This is a genomic window from Campylobacter sp. CFSAN093246 (genome assembly GCF_012889415.1).
Taxonomy (GTDB): domain Bacteria; phylum Campylobacterota; class Campylobacteria; order Campylobacterales; family Campylobacteraceae; genus Campylobacter_D; species Campylobacter_D jejuni.
Genome location: NZ_CP040613.1, coordinates 751,940 through 765,447, shown reverse-complemented (window position 1 = coordinate 765,447; position 13,508 = coordinate 751,940). Strand labels below are relative to the sequence as shown.

At 30.1% G+C, this 13,508-nt stretch carries 13 protein-coding genes; 2 read left to right on the top strand and 11 right to left on the bottom strand.

Annotation, left to right across the window (positions count from 1 at the left end):
* Window positions 1-60 precede the first annotated feature (60 nt).
* From kdsB to FBE87_RS03970, 4 genes are read right to left on the bottom strand one after another with little or no spacing between them, the layout of a single operon-like run.
* Window positions 61-780 (bottom strand): 3-deoxy-manno-octulosonate cytidylyltransferase, encoded by a 720-nt coding sequence (gene kdsB, locus FBE87_RS03985; RefSeq protein ID WP_032596352.1) that lies wholly within the window; start codon window positions 778-780, stop codon window positions 61-63.
* Window positions 777-2,189, bottom strand: coding sequence for a threonine synthase (gene thrC, locus FBE87_RS03980; protein WP_002860775.1), 1,413 nt, complete (start codon window positions 2,187-2,189; stop codon window positions 777-779). The genes kdsB and thrC overlap by 4 nt, the downstream gene beginning before the upstream one ends.
* A complete protein-coding gene (locus tag FBE87_RS03975; RefSeq protein WP_002852582.1) occupies window positions 2,186-3,112 on the bottom strand; it encodes a tetraacyldisaccharide 4'-kinase in 927 nt (308 codons plus the stop codon). Before FBE87_RS03975 ends, thrC begins: the two co-directional genes overlap by 4 nt.
* Before the next feature lie 3 nt (window positions 3,113-3,115).
* Window positions 3,116-3,856, bottom strand: a complete 741-nt coding sequence (locus tag FBE87_RS03970; protein WP_002852555.1) for an NAD+ synthase — start codon at window positions 3,854-3,856, stop codon at window positions 3,116-3,118.
* 73 nt (window positions 3,857-3,929) lie between these two features.
* On the opposite strand from FBE87_RS03970, the gene FBE87_RS03965 reads away from it, so the two are divergent.
* Together FBE87_RS03965 and FBE87_RS03960 are read left to right on the top strand one after the other, a co-directional pair.
* Window positions 3,930-4,526, top strand: a complete 597-nt coding sequence (locus FBE87_RS03965; RefSeq protein WP_002852433.1) for an MBL fold metallo-hydrolase — start codon at window positions 3,930-3,932, stop codon at window positions 4,524-4,526.
* Between the two features lie 11 nt (window positions 4,527-4,537).
* Window positions 4,538-4,843: a hypothetical protein gene (locus tag FBE87_RS03960; RefSeq protein WP_002852583.1), complete on the top strand. Its 306-nt coding sequence runs from the start codon at window positions 4,538-4,540 to the stop codon at window positions 4,841-4,843.
* A 40-nt stretch (window positions 4,844-4,883) separates the two neighbouring features.
* Here FBE87_RS03960 and FBE87_RS03955 read toward each other — a convergent pair whose 3' ends face one another.
* The 7 genes from FBE87_RS03955 to murJ are packed head-to-tail and all read right to left on the bottom strand — an operon-like array spanning window position 4,884 to window position 13,463.
* Window positions 4,884-5,663, bottom strand: a complete 780-nt coding sequence (locus FBE87_RS03955) for an enoyl-ACP reductase (protein WP_002852476.1) — start codon at window positions 5,661-5,663, stop codon at window positions 4,884-4,886.
* Window positions 5,663-6,559 carry a 4-hydroxy-tetrahydrodipicolinate synthase gene (gene dapA, locus FBE87_RS03950; protein ID WP_002852574.1) on the bottom strand — a complete coding sequence of 299 codons (897 nt, stop codon included), beginning with the start codon at window positions 6,557-6,559 and terminating at the stop codon, window positions 5,663-5,665. Before dapA ends, FBE87_RS03955 begins: the two co-directional genes overlap by 1 nt.
* A complete protein-coding gene (locus FBE87_RS03945; RefSeq protein ID WP_002852436.1) occupies window positions 6,552-7,802 on the bottom strand; it encodes a pitrilysin family protein in 1,251 nt (416 codons plus the stop codon). Before FBE87_RS03945 ends, dapA begins: the two co-directional genes overlap by 8 nt.
* Window positions 7,799-8,857 carry a quinone-dependent dihydroorotate dehydrogenase gene (locus tag FBE87_RS03940; RefSeq protein WP_002873851.1) on the bottom strand — a complete coding sequence of 353 codons (1,059 nt, stop codon included), beginning with the start codon at window positions 8,855-8,857 and terminating at the stop codon, window positions 7,799-7,801. Before FBE87_RS03940 ends, FBE87_RS03945 begins: the two co-directional genes overlap by 4 nt.
* Window positions 8,858-8,888: 31 nt before the next feature.
* Window positions 8,889-10,631, bottom strand: a complete 1,743-nt coding sequence (locus FBE87_RS03935) for an ABC transporter ATP-binding protein (RefSeq protein WP_100621878.1) — start codon at window positions 10,629-10,631, stop codon at window positions 8,889-8,891.
* A complete protein-coding gene (gene cysS / locus FBE87_RS03930; RefSeq protein ID WP_100621879.1) occupies window positions 10,624-12,012 on the bottom strand; it encodes a cysteine--tRNA ligase in 1,389 nt (462 codons plus the stop codon). Before cysS ends, FBE87_RS03935 begins: the two co-directional genes overlap by 8 nt.
* Window positions 12,012-13,463: a murein biosynthesis integral membrane protein MurJ gene (gene murJ / locus FBE87_RS03925; RefSeq protein ID WP_060810060.1), complete on the bottom strand. Its 1,452-nt coding sequence runs from the start codon at window positions 13,461-13,463 to the stop codon at window positions 12,012-12,014. The genes cysS and murJ overlap by 1 nt, the downstream gene beginning before the upstream one ends.
* Window positions 13,464-13,508: the final 45 nt, after the last annotated feature.

Sequence of the window (13,508 nt, the reverse complement as noted above, 5' to 3'; positions counted from 1 at the left end):
GCCTTCAACCTAAATATATTAAAATAATATAAGCAAAATTTGTTCCGTTTTGGGGTGGAGTTATTTTTCTAAATAAATTTTTAAAGCCCTTTCATAGTCTTCTTTAGTATCAATCCCCATGCTTGTTGTTGAAATTTCAAGCATTTTGATTTTTTTACCATTTTCTATAGCTCTTAATTGCTCTAATTTTTCCGCTCTTTCAAGTGCAGAACTTAATAAAGAACAAAACTCTCTTAAAGCTTTGACACTATAAGCGTAAATGCCTAAATGCCCTTTAAAACTTTCCTCGTAATTTTCTCTTTCATAAGGAATTTTAGCTCTTGAAAAATACAAAGCATACCCTTCTTTATCGCAAAGCACTTTAACCAGATTAGGATCCATAGCTTCTTCTTGAGTGATTTTTTTATAACAACTCGCCATAAAAGCTTTTTTATCCAAGCAAGAACTTGCAAATTCTTTAAATTTTAATAAATTTTCACATTCTATAAAAGGCTCATCAGCTTGGACATTGATAATAATCTCATCATCTTTTAAAGCTAGTTTCTTACAAGTTTCATTAATCCTATCCGTACCGCTTTCATGATTTTTGCTTGTTAAAACTGCATTTAAACCATATTCTTTAGCGATACTTAAAACCTTTTCATCATCTAAAGCTATACAAACTTCATCCACACTACTTACCCTTCTTGCAGTAGCCACAAACATAGGCACTCCACCTACATCACATAAAATTTTCTCATGAAAACGACTTGATTTTAATCTTGCAGGAATAATAATCATTTTTGCATCCAATCTAAAATTTCTTTTTTTATATTTTTGGCTTCAAATACCTTTTCATCGCTATTTTTCAAGTCAAATAAAGCCAAAATTTCATCTTTAACTTGGACATTAAACTCTTTAGCTATAAATTTTAAATCTTCTTTTTCATTCTTAGAATCCCTATCGTATAAAGCTTTTATCATACTTGGAGTAAATTTTGTCCATTCTGCTGTAGAGGTAATAATGCTAGGTTTTAAAGGATCAAGCATTTTAAAACAAGTTGCGGTGTGCGGATCGATTAAAATCTTGCTTTGTTTGATAAATTGCATACATTCTTCATCGGTGCAAAAATCCGCCTCAAAATCTTCTTGTAAACTTTGCAATTCTTCTTTTTCAAGTTTAAAATATCTCTCATTTTTCAACAAATTCATCAGTTCTTTGGTTCTTTTATCTTTAAATTTCGCAAACAAAAGTCTTTCGATATTAGATGAAATAAGTATATCCATAGCTGGAGAAATAGTCTTCTTAAGACTTTTTTCACGCAAATCATAAACGCCATGATTAAAAAATTCACTCAAAATATTATTCACATTTGAAGCGATTTTGATTTTTGAAATTTTAGCTCCCATTTTTTTAGCATAAAAAGCTCCTAAAGCATTGCCAAAATTTCCACTTGGAACAATGATTTGTACTTCTTCTAAAAACTCATTAAAAAGTTTTAAACTCGCATAATAATGATAAATAATCTGAAATAAAATACGCCCAAAATTTACAGAATTCGCTGCGCAAAGCTCATAATTTAAAGCTTTAATTTTGTTTTGAAAATCTTTTGAAAAAAGCAATTCTTTTAAAGTGCGTTGCGCTGCGTCAAAATCCTCATCTATAGCAAAAACTTTCAAATTATCCTTATCTAAAGCTCGCATTTGCAACTCTTGAACTCCACTTGTGCCACCTTTTGGATACATACAAGCTACTTTAACATTTTTTGCATTTTCAAAGCTTTTTAGGGTTGCAGGTCCTGTATCGCCGCTCGTAGCACAAATAATTAAAATATTTTTATCCTTTGAAAATTCGCTTAAAAGCACGCCAAAAGGCTGTAAAGCCATATCTTTAAAAGCTCTTGTAGGCCCATGCCAAAGCTCATTAATATAGGTTTTTTCAGAGATTTTTTGCAAAGAAATAGGTGTATTTTTATCATCAAAGCTTTCGTAACTTTTCAAAGCCTTTTTAAAAAGCTCTTCTTCGCCAAAACCAAAACTTTCTATAAGCTTTAAAGCAAAATCTTTATAAGACAAATTGGCATATTTTTCTCCTTCAAAAATAGGCAAATTTAAAGGTGAGTAAAGCCCTCCTTCCGGGGCGTTTGGGTTAATCAAAGCTTCCTTAAAACTTGATACATTATTTACATTTCTACTCTCGACTAATTTCATTGCTCAAACTCCTTGATATAAGTTTTTATTTTTTCCCTTAATGAATCTTTTAATTCTATATTTAATTCTATAATTTGACATTTAAAACCAAAATCTTTAACTTTAACAAAATCCTTAAAAGTAAGCATTAGTGTATCGCAATTATGTTTTTTTAGCAAATTTTCTAATTCTTCTTTTTTAAACTCATAATGATCTTTAAAAAAATAACAAGCCCTTGCTTTGATAAAATGCTCATACAATCTAAAAGGTTTAGCAATAGCAGTTACCAAAACAGCCTTTGGATTTTCTTTTACAAAAGAATAACGCACAAAATCCCTGCCTTCTAATGCAATAAAATCAGCCCTTTTTTCATAAAATTTCGGCAAACGATAAGCTCCACTTGGTAAGGTAAAATTAAAATAAGGTTTGATTTTACTTTCAAGTAAAATATCAAATTTTTTAATATGAAATTTAGAAAAAGCATCATCAAGCACAACGATTTTAGCTCCCAATTCAAAAGCTTTTTCAATACCTTTTACTCTATCTTCGCTCACAATCACACCTTTGATATTTTCTTCAAAAGCATACTCCATAGCTTCATCGCCACTTTGTGTTAAGGTGCATAAAATTTCATTTTGATTTTTAACAACAAACAAACCTTTAGACTTTCTTTTATAGCCCCTAAGTACTATAAAAACACCATCAAATTCCCTTGCTATAGCTTTACAAAGCGGGGTTTTTCCATTACCTCCAAAACTTAAATTACCAACGCTAATAACAGGCTTTTTAAAAACTATTTTTTTACGAAAAAAAGTATTTAAAATCGCAAAAAAAGCATAAAGCACACTTAAAGGTAAAAGTATAAAAGCAAGGCATTTTTGCCAAAAATTGGGCTTAAAAAAATAATTATCAAGCCAAAGTTCATAATTTTTTTCTTCATTCATTGTTTAAATTTCCAAAATTTCAGGCATTTTTCCCTTAAAAGCATTTTTTTGCATGCGATTTTTTAACATAGCAATCAAAGAAGGATCAAGCGTTCTTAAAAGTTTTTCATCATTAGTTTCTAAAGCTTTTAAACCTTCATCGATTTTTGTATAAGAAAAACCTAAATCCGCCTCATCACTTTGATTTTCCCAAAGATCCGCACTTGGAGCTTTTTTGATGAAATTTTCATGCAAGTTAAGGTATTTTGCTAAGGCATAAATTTCACTTTTATAAAGCGATCCTATAGGATTAAAAGCACAAGCTAAATCCCCATAAATCGTACCATAACCTAAAAGCAATTCGCTTTTATTAGAAGTGCCTATGACTAAAGAATTTTTCAAAGCAGAATAATCATAAAGCAAACTCATTCTAATACGCGCTGCAAAATTTCCCAAAGATACTAGAGTGGTATTTTCACTTTGCTTTATAAAAGCATCTAAAATGCTTTGAATTTCTATGATTTTATATTCAAGATTTAAATCCGCACAAAGCCTTAAAGCATCTTCAAGATTGGCTTTGTTTGAAATTTGAGTTGGCATTAAAAGAGCAAAAACATTCTCTTTTAAAGCTCTTTTACAAAGCGTTGCTACTAAAGCAGAATCAATCCCGCCACTAAGCCCCAAAACCACACCTTGACTTTGAGAATTTTTCACTTTTTCTTGTATAAAATCACACATTTTTTCCGTAATCTTTTGCCAATCCATAAAGCTTGCCTTTTAAAAATTTAATGTATAATTATATTTATTTAAGGCAAATTTTTTATTAAAGAGGCAAAAAATGCAAATTATCAAACAAGCTTGTGGAGTTTATGAAACTAATTGCTATATTTTATTTACCCCAAAGGGTGAATTTATCATTGATCCAGGAACTGATGCACTTTTATTTATCAAAAAACATGTAAAAAATCCTTTGGCGATTTTAAATACTCACGGGCATTATGATCATATTTGGGATAATGCCAAGGTTAAAAAAGAATACAACATCCCTATTTATATTCATAAAAATGATGCTTTTATGCTACATGATGATTTTAATCAAGGCTATGATTCTAGCGATGCGGATTTTTTAGTAGATAATGAAGATATTTTAAATATTTGCGGAGTTGATTTTAAATTTCACTTTTTACCAGGACACACACCAGGTTGCACTATGATAGAAATTGTAGGTAAAAATATCATGTTTAGTGGAGATTTTTTATTTTATAGAAGCATAGGAAGATGGGATTTTCCTTATTCAGATGCAAATTTAATGAAACAAAGCTTAGAAAAAGTTATGACTTACAAAGAAGATTTTAAACTTTTACCAGGACATGGACAAGAGACTACTTTAAAAGAAGAGCAAGTCCATCTACCCTCTTGGCTTAGATACTTTTAAGGTATATTAAAATGGAATTAGATCAAATTTTATTATATGCTTTTATTTTTTTAAATCTTTTTGCCCTTTTTGGTTTATTTTTAGGAAATAAAAAGAAAAATCAATTTAACGATAAAAAATTTTATAAAATCTGCCCATGTAAAAAAATGGCAGAAAATGGATCTTTAAGTACGATTTGTATTTATTCAGCTGTGGGAGGATTTTTTTACAGCGTATTATCTATAGGTTTTGTAGGTTTTGGTAATTGGACTTTAAATTTTATTTTTTTACTTGCATTATTAAGTGTTTTTTTAGGGTGGAAATTAAAACTTGATTGAAAAATATTTTTAAGAAAAATCCATTGATTTTTCTTAATTTTTATTTAAAAGTTGTACCACCATCAACGATGAAAGTATGTCCTGTAACCCAACTTGCCTTACTTGAACAAAGAAAAAGACATGCTCCAGCCAAATCTTCAGGCTGCCCCATGCGATTTAAAGGGCTTAAATTTATAGTAGCCTGTTTTACTTCTTCATAATTTGTAAAAGCTCTTAAAGCATCAGTTTCAATAGGCCCACCACTTACGACATTTACACGGATATTTTTTTCTCCAAGTTCAGTAGCCGCATATCTTGCCATAGCTTCTACAGCGGCTTTTGCTGTACCATGACCTGAATAATTTTCTATATACACTAAATTTCCTGTAGATGAGATAGAAATAATGCTTCCACCCCCTACTTTTTCCATCCTTTTAGCTGCTTCTTGTGCGCCCACAACAAAAGCATTTACTGTGGCTGTAAAAATGTTATTAATTCCCTTTGGTTTTAACTTCATAAATTTGGTATAGCCACCTACAACCGCACGTCCTGAAATGATAGCATTTGAGATAAAATAATCCACTCTATCAAAATCCACATCAATTTTTTCAAAAAGTTCTTTATAGGTTTCAGGTTCTAAGATATTAAATTCATAAGCTCTAGCTTTGATTTTATAATTTTTCTCCAAATCTTGAACCATTTCATCAGCAATTTGCGCATTAGAATTATAAGTAAAAGCTATATTTGCACCCACTTTAGCAAATTCATAAACTATAGCTTTGCCTATCCCGCGAGTTCCACCGCTAATCACTAAAGTTTTTCCTTGAAATTCTGTATTCATTAAAATCCTTTGATCTTATATTTTTTCATCACTTCTTCAATTTTAGCAAAATTTTCCTTACTTGGAGAACAAAGAGGAAGTCTAAATTCCAAACTTTCTATCAATCCAGCTAAATACATAGCCGTTTTAATAGGAATAGGATTACTTTCGCAAAATAAAATTTTATTGATATTATAAAGCTCATCATTGATTTTTTTAGCTTCTTTATAATTTTCATCTAAAGCAAAATGAGTTAAAGCGCTAATCATATCGGGTAATAAATTTGAAGTTACTGAAATCACTCCCTTTCCACCATTTGAAAGTATAGGATAATTGATCGCATCTTCCCCTGAAATAAGCATCATTCTAGGTTCGTGTGCAAGCAAATCCACACACTTATCGATATTTCCACTCGCTTCTTTTACTCCATAAATATTTTCACAATCTCTAAAAAGCTTGATAATAGTATCCGTTGAAATTTCACAACCTGTTCTTCCTGGAACATTATATAAAAGCACAGGAATATCTACACTTTGCGCAATAGCCTTATAATGCTCGTAAAGTCCTTGTTGCGTAGGTTTATTATAATACGGTGCCACACTTAAAATCCCATCAGCACCATGCTCTTTAGCAAATTTAGCCAAACCCACTGCCTCATGAGTTGCATTACTTCCCGCACCTGCTAAAACCTTAACTTTAGTTCCTTTACAAGTCTCAACGGCTATTTCTATGCAAGTTCTATGTTCTTCATGGGTTAAAGTTGCACTTTCTCCTGTTGTTCCTACTGGAACTACTGCATCGATGCCATTTTCTATTTGTCTTTTAATCAATCTTGCATAACTTTGCTCATCAACTTTTCCATTTTTAAATGGTGTAATAAGAGCCGTCATCGCCCCAATGATAATATTTTTATCCATTTGAATCCTTTCTTAGAATTACCGTAGTTGAATTTTCTTGAATAAAATATTTTTTAGCACAAGAAATCAAATCTTTTAATTCCAAATTTTGTATATCTTTCTCATAATTTAACAAAGGATTGATATCTCCTCTTGCTAGATATGAACCATAAATATTTGCCACTGCACTAGCATTGTTAAGTGAGAAAATAAAATCACTTTTGACATTATTTTTCACTCTTTGCAAATCTTTTTGAGAAATTTTACCCATTTTAAGTTTATCAATGATTTTTAAAAGCTCTTTTTCTACTTTTTCTGCATTAACATTGGGGTTACAATTACAAATAAAAATAAATAAATTTTCATCTATACAATCATTAACATAAGCATAATAATCATTGATTAAATTTAATTTATCAATCAAAATTTCACTCATTAAAGAACTTTTCCCACTTCCTAAAAGCTCGGATAAAGCATTTAAAGCAGGTATATCTTTGTGCTTGAAATTTGGAATTTTATAAGCAAGGGCTAATAGTTCAGTATCTGAGTTTTTATGTAAATATATTCTTTTTACTCCATCTTGCTTAGGCTCTTTTGTGTGAATTTTAGGTATAGTCTTAGTATTTTTAATCTTTTCAAAATGTTTTTTTGAAAGCTCAAAAACTTCCTTACTTTCTATATCGCCACTTACAAGTAAAATCGCATTTTTAGGTTGATAATAAATACTGTGAAATTCTTTAATATCTTCAATACTCCAATTTTCTATATCCTTAAAAAAACCTATAGGAGTCCAATGATAAGGATGATACATAAATGCATGATTAAAAAGCCTAAAATAAAGATATCCTAAAGGGTTATTATCTGTTCTCCATCTACGCTCTTCTAAAACCACTGCTCTTTCAGGCTGAAATTCTTCATCTTTTAAATTTAAATTCGCCATAAGTTCTGCAAAAAGCTCTAAAGCTTTATCTAAATTTTTCTTCGCACATTTAATATAATAATGAGTATAGTCAAAACCTGTGCTTGCATTATCCACACCACCAAAACCCTTAACAATCTCATCAAATTCGCCAGCTTTTAAATTTTTAGTACTTTTAAAATTTAAATGTTCTAACATATGAGCTATGCCACTTTTTCCCATGATCTCATTTCTTGAACCCACTTTATAAAAAATATCAACGCTAATCACATCGCTATTTTTATTTACAGGCAAAGCATAAACTTCAAGCTTGTTTTTTAATTGAATTTTTTCATAAGCAATCATTTTAAATTTACCCCAACAGCTTCGCTAATGTGTAAAAAACCATCTTTTCTTAAAAGCTCTATAAGATTTTGATTGATATTTTTTACCAAAGAAGGACCTTTAAAAATCAAAGCTGTATAAACTTGCACCAAATTAGCCCCATTTTTAATACGCTCATAAGCAATATCAGCACTATCAATCCCTCCACTTGCAATAAGCAAGGTTTTGCCAAAAAGAATTTTAGCTACTTCTTTGAAAAAAATACCACTTTTTTCCGTAATCAGTCTTCCACTAATACCACCAAAAGTACGATTATTATCTAATAAACTATAATCAACACTAGTATTGGCTAATATAAACCCATCTGCACCTTTTTTAATGGCATTTTCACATAAATTTAAAGCATCATCTATTTTCATATCAGGAGCAATTTTTATCAAAATAGGCTTAGAAGTGATTTTTTTGGCTTCTTCAAGCAAGGTATTTAAAAAATCATCATTTTGCAACTCTCTTAAATTTTTAGTATTAGGAGATGAGATGTTAACGATAAAATAATCACACAAATCCTTAAAATCTCTAAACAAAGTAAAATAATCCTCCAAGGCTTTATCATTTGGAGTGATTTTATTTTTCCCTATATTTACCCCTAAAGGCAAAACAAAAGGATAGGTTTTTGCAAGTCTTAAAGCAATCTTTTCAGCACCTTCGTTGTTAAAACCCATAGCATTTTGTATACTTTCTTGTTTTACAAGTCTAAATAGACGTGGCTTTTCATTGCCTTCTTGAGGTTTTGGAGTAAAAGTTCCCACTTCTAAAAAGCCAAATCCTAAAGCACTCAAAGGTCTTATCATAGTAGCATTTTTATCAAAGCCTCCTGCTAAACCCACAGGGTTATTAAAATCAAGTCCAAGTAAATTTTGCCTTAAACTCTCATTATCAACTATATATTTGTGTGCTAAAAAACTTAAAGCTCCTGGAAAACTAGCACTTAAAGCCCTTAAGCTATATTCAACCAAAGCATGTGTATGCTCAGGGTTTAACTTAAAAAGTAAAGGTTTTATCATTTCATAAGCCATTTTTTAATCCTTTTTAAAATTCTAACTAAAATTAACTAAAGCTAGGCTTTGTTTTTTCTTTGCTTTTAAATTTTTGATACAAAGAACAAGTTTGCAAAAGCTCTTCATCTTTACCTATTGCCAATACCTTGCCCTTATCCAATACTACTATTTTATCTGCATTTTCTATAGTGCTTAAACGATGTGCAACCACTAAAATCAATCTATCTTGTTTTAAATTTTCTATAGTTTTAACTATTGCTTTTTCACTTTCATTATCCAAAGCTGAAGTTGCTTCATCAAAAATAAGCACATCAGGATTTTTATATAAAGCTCTAGCGATTGCTATTCTTTGTTTTTGCCCTCCACTTAAGTTCTTACCATGTTCTTTCACTTCAGCCCAAATCCCGCCCATTTCTTTAACAAATTCATAAGCATTGGCCAATTTTAAAGCTTGGATGACTTTTTCTTCTTCTAACTCTTCGCTATAAGCAATATTTGCAGCAAAACTATCATTAAAAAGATAAATATTTTGCGTTACAAGTCCTATTTTAGCATGTAAGCTTTCTATGGTAAAAGTGCTAATATCTTCTTGATTGAGTAAAATTTTACCTTTTTGCTTTTCATAAAAATACATCAAAAGATTAATAATAGAAGATTTACCACCCCCACTTGTCCCTACAAGAGCAAGCATTTGCCCTTTAACAAAATCAAAATTTACGCCTTTTAAAACACTTTTATGCGGGTTTTCATAAGCAAATTCAACATTTTCAAAGCTAATTTTTTCAATGTTTTTTAATTCTTTGCTTCCACCTTTAATTTGAGGTTCTAAATCCAATAAATAAAAAGTTCTTTCACTTGCCGCAACAGCACCTTGAAGTTTTCCATATAAAGACGAAAGACGCTTTAAAGGAGTATATATCGCAAAAAGTGCCGAAACAAAACTGATAAAACTTCCCACACTCATAGAACCATTGATAACCTCTCTACCCCCTACAATAATCACCACAGCAACCCCAACAGAACCCATCATATCCATTAAAGGACTTGTAAGTGCATCAATACGTGCGGATTTTAGGTTTAATTTACATAAAGTATCATTATGCTTAGCAAATTTATCACTTTCTTTTTTTTCATTATCATTAGCTTTGATCAATTCAATATTTGAAAAAATTTCACCCAAATAAGAAAGTAAATCCGAATTTGTTTCTTGTATATTTCTTGCATATTTTTTAAGTTTTTTAGCAAACCATACCAAAGGAAAAATAGCTAAAGGCAAAATCACTAAAGCAAAAAAAGCCAAAGTAGGACTTTGATACAAGACTACCGTAAGCAGTCCTATAGCAGTTAAAAGCTCTCTAAAAAAATCAGGAATAATGTTTGATACTATGCTTTGAAGTGCATTAATATCATTAGTACAACGACTTACAAGCTCTCCGCTTCTATAGCGTTTAAAAAAATCCATATCCAAGCGTAAAACATTTTTTAAAACCCTAGCACGCAATACTCTTAACATATCTGTTCCTATAAAGGAAACATAAAAACTTTGTAAATAAGTTCCAAGATTTTTAAAAAAATACATCAATACTAGCAAAAAAGGTACTGTATAAAGTAAAGCTTCATTTTTTTCAACGAAAATATAATTTAAAATAGGCTCTAAAGCATAAAAACTTCCAGCAGTTCCTCCGCTTGCTAAAATCATACCAAAAATAGCTATAGCAAATTGTTTCCAATATCTTTTATAAAAGGGCTTAAAGCGTATTAAAACCTCTTTTAAATTCATCTCATTATGCATTTATTTTCTCCCAAATTGTTCCATTTGGAGTATCTAAAAGAGTGATTTTTTTACTATTTAATTGCTCTCTTATTGCATCAGCTGTGTTAAAATCTTTGTTTTTCTTAGCCTCAGTTCTTTCTAAAATTAACTTTTCAATTTCTTCTCGTTCTTCCTTGCTTACACCCCATTGAAAATATAAAGTTGTATCCATAAAACCAAAGCCAAAAATTTTAGCTAGCTCGCTTAAAGCTTCTTTGATATTTTGTTTTAAAATTTTATTTTTGCTTTCTTTATCCAACTCTAAATTTGCATTACTGATAAAATCATCCAAAAGAGCTAAGGCTTTAGAAATATTTAAATCATCATTTAAAATCTCTAAAATTTGCTTAGCAATTTCGCTTTTTATTTCAATATCATTTAAAACATCAAAATCAGAAATTTCACCTAAATCCAATCTTTTTTTAAGGCGATAAAATTTATCTAAACGTTTTTTAGCATTTTCTAAATCCGATAAAGAATAATTAAAATGAGATCTATAATGAGAACTCAAAAGATAAAATCTTAAAGCCTCGCCCATAAATTCTTTTAAAGCATCTTTTATAAAAAAACTATTATTTAAACTTTTACTCATTTTTTCGCCATCGATTTTTACAAAACCATTATGAAGCCAAATATTTGCTAATTTTCTCTTACATCCACAACGACATTGCGCAGCTTCATTTTCATGATGAGGAAAAAGCAAATCTATCCCTCCAGCATGTATATCAAGAGTATTTTCAAAAATAGAATCAATCATAGCAACACATTCAGTATGCCAACCTGGGCGCCCTTTGCCAAATTTACTTTCGTAAAAATTTTCATCAAATTTCCAAAGCACAAAATCGCTTTCATTTCTTTTTTGCACTTCATTACTTAGACGAGAGATATTTTCTTCTAAATTGCGATTTGATAGGCTTAAATATTTTTCATCTTTACTTGTATCAAAATAAATTCCATCTTCTAGAGTATAAACAAACCCATCCTTAGTAAGCTTTTTAATCAAATCAAGCATAGCTGTTATATAATGCGTTGCACGAGGTTTAAAATCAGGATCTAATACATTTAAAACCCTCATATCCTCTTCATAACTTTTGATATAAAATTCCGTAATTTCCTCTAAAGTTTGACCACTTTGAGCCATTTTTTTCAAAATCTTATCATCAATATCTGTATAATTTCTAGCAAATTTTACCCTATTGCCCTGAGCAAGTAAAACTCTACGCAAAAGATCAAAACAAACACTACTTCTTGCATGTCCTAAATGTGCATCATCATAAACCGTAGGCCCGCATAAGTAAATACTAATATCTTTTTTATCAAGTTTTATTTTCTCTTTTGTTACACTATCTAATAATCTCATTAAAAAACTCCTTTAAAACTTGTAAAAATTCCTATAAAAAAACTTAAAATATAAGGTTTAATCAAAATAAGTAAGATCGTAAAAACAATCAAAGCAACTATAACCAATAAGCAAATTTTAATAGATATTAAAGCAAAAAATTTCTTAAAACCAAATTCTTTGATATTAGCTCCAAGCAAATAAAAAGCACTAATAGAGCTTGAAAGTGCCACTGCAATAACCTTTAAACTTTCATCTTTAATCAAAAATATAAAAGCCATAGAACATAAAGCACTGATAATTAAAGATTTTACCGCGATCCAAGCTGCTGTTTTTTGTTTAAATTTTGCATAAAGCCACAAAGAAAAAAGCTTTTGCAAACCAAAAGGTAAAAGCCCTATAAGATAAGCAATCAAAACATAAGCCGTAATCACACTATCTTCGTGAGTGAAATTTCCTCTTTCAAATAAAAGCTTTGAAATTTCCAAAGCAAACACAGAACCTACAATACTAGAAGCAATAAGCAAAATGCTTAAAAGCGCTAATGCTCTTTGCATAAATTTTAAGGCTAAATTTTCTTGATCGCTTTTTAAATGTTTTAAAATTTTTGGAAAAGAAACTTGAGTTAAAGCAATAGCAAAAAGTGCCAGGGGGAGTTGGAAGACACGATTTGCATAATAAAGATAAGAAATACTCCCGCTCATTAAAAAACTAGCTATGGTTGTATCAAGCAATGAGCTAAATTGCGTCGCAGAAGAACCTAAAACTCCATGAAAAAAATTGCCATAAAAACCTTGTAATTGCGCCTTGGCTTTTTTAAATTTTATACTTAAAGCCATAGCACGGATTACAGGATTGTTTTTTAAAACAAACAAATGTAAAATAAGCTGTGCTACCCCACTTAAAACCGTTGCATAAGAAAAATAATAAAGTGTATTTTGCGGTGCATTTTTATCCACAAAAAAGGCAGCTATAACAATACTTAAGTTAAATAATGCCGCAGAAAAAGAGGTAATGAAAAATTTTTGTCTATAATTTAAAATAGCTCCTAAAAAAGTAACTAAAAAAATAAAAAACAAATACCAAAAATTAATCGCCACCAAAGGAGCCGCTAAAGCTATAGTATCTGCGTTAAACCCAAAAGCAAAAAGCTTGGTAAAAAAAGAGGAGAAAAAACTTACCAAAAGACAAAATAAAAAAACTATAAGGCTAAATTGCATCATTACACTAACACAAAAAGCTCCTTTTTTTTTCGCTTTTACAAAATTAGGCAAAAAACTTTGTCCAAAAGCCCCTTCTGCAAAAATTCTTCTAAAAAAAGCAGGCATTTTTAAAGCCACAAAAAAAATATCACTATAAAGCCCTGCTCCTAAAAAAAGCGCTATTAAAACATCTCTAGCAAGCCCTAAAATTCTTGAAAATAAAATTCCTAAAGCATTGATAATAAAATTTTTAAATACTAAACTCTTCATTAAATTTTTTCATAAATTTCAAAATATAAAGAGAACTATTTTAAC

Coding starts and splice junctions, on each gene's coding strand:
- kdsB (WP_032596352.1), bottom strand. CDS start 780: ATGATTATTATTCCTGCAAGATTAAAATCAAGTCGTTTTCATGAGAAA.
- thrC (WP_002860775.1), bottom strand. CDS start 2,189: ATGAAATTAGTCGAGAGTAGAAATGTAAATAATGTATCAAGTTTTAAG.
- FBE87_RS03975 (WP_002852582.1), bottom strand. CDS start 3,112: ATGAATGAAGAAAAAAATTATGAACTTTGGCTTGATAATTATTTTTTT.
- FBE87_RS03970 (WP_002852555.1), bottom strand. CDS start 3,856: ATGGATTGGCAAAAGATTACGGAAAAAATGTGTGATTTTATACAAGAA.
- FBE87_RS03965 (WP_002852433.1), top strand. CDS start 3,930: ATGCAAATTATCAAACAAGCTTGTGGAGTTTATGAAACTAATTGCTAT.
- FBE87_RS03960 (WP_002852583.1), top strand. CDS start 4,538: ATGGAATTAGATCAAATTTTATTATATGCTTTTATTTTTTTAAATCTT.
- FBE87_RS03955 (WP_002852476.1), bottom strand. CDS start 5,663: ATGAATACAGAATTTCAAGGAAAAACTTTAGTGATTAGCGGTGGAACT.
- dapA (WP_002852574.1), bottom strand. CDS start 6,559: ATGGATAAAAATATTATCATTGGGGCGATGACGGCTCTTATTACACCA.
- FBE87_RS03945 (WP_002852436.1), bottom strand. CDS start 7,802: ATGATTGCTTATGAAAAAATTCAATTAAAAAACAAGCTTGAAGTTTAT.
- FBE87_RS03940 (WP_002873851.1), bottom strand. CDS start 8,857: ATGGCTTATGAAATGATAAAACCTTTACTTTTTAAGTTAAACCCTGAG.
- FBE87_RS03935 (WP_100621878.1), bottom strand. CDS start 10,631: ATGCATAATGAGATGAATTTAAAAGAGGTTTTAATACGCTTTAAGCCC.
- cysS (WP_100621879.1), bottom strand. CDS start 12,012: ATGAGATTATTAGATAGTGTAACAAAAGAGAAAATAAAACTTGATAAA.
- murJ (WP_060810060.1), bottom strand. CDS start 13,463: ATGAAGAGTTTAGTATTTAAAAATTTTATTATCAATGCTTTAGGAATT.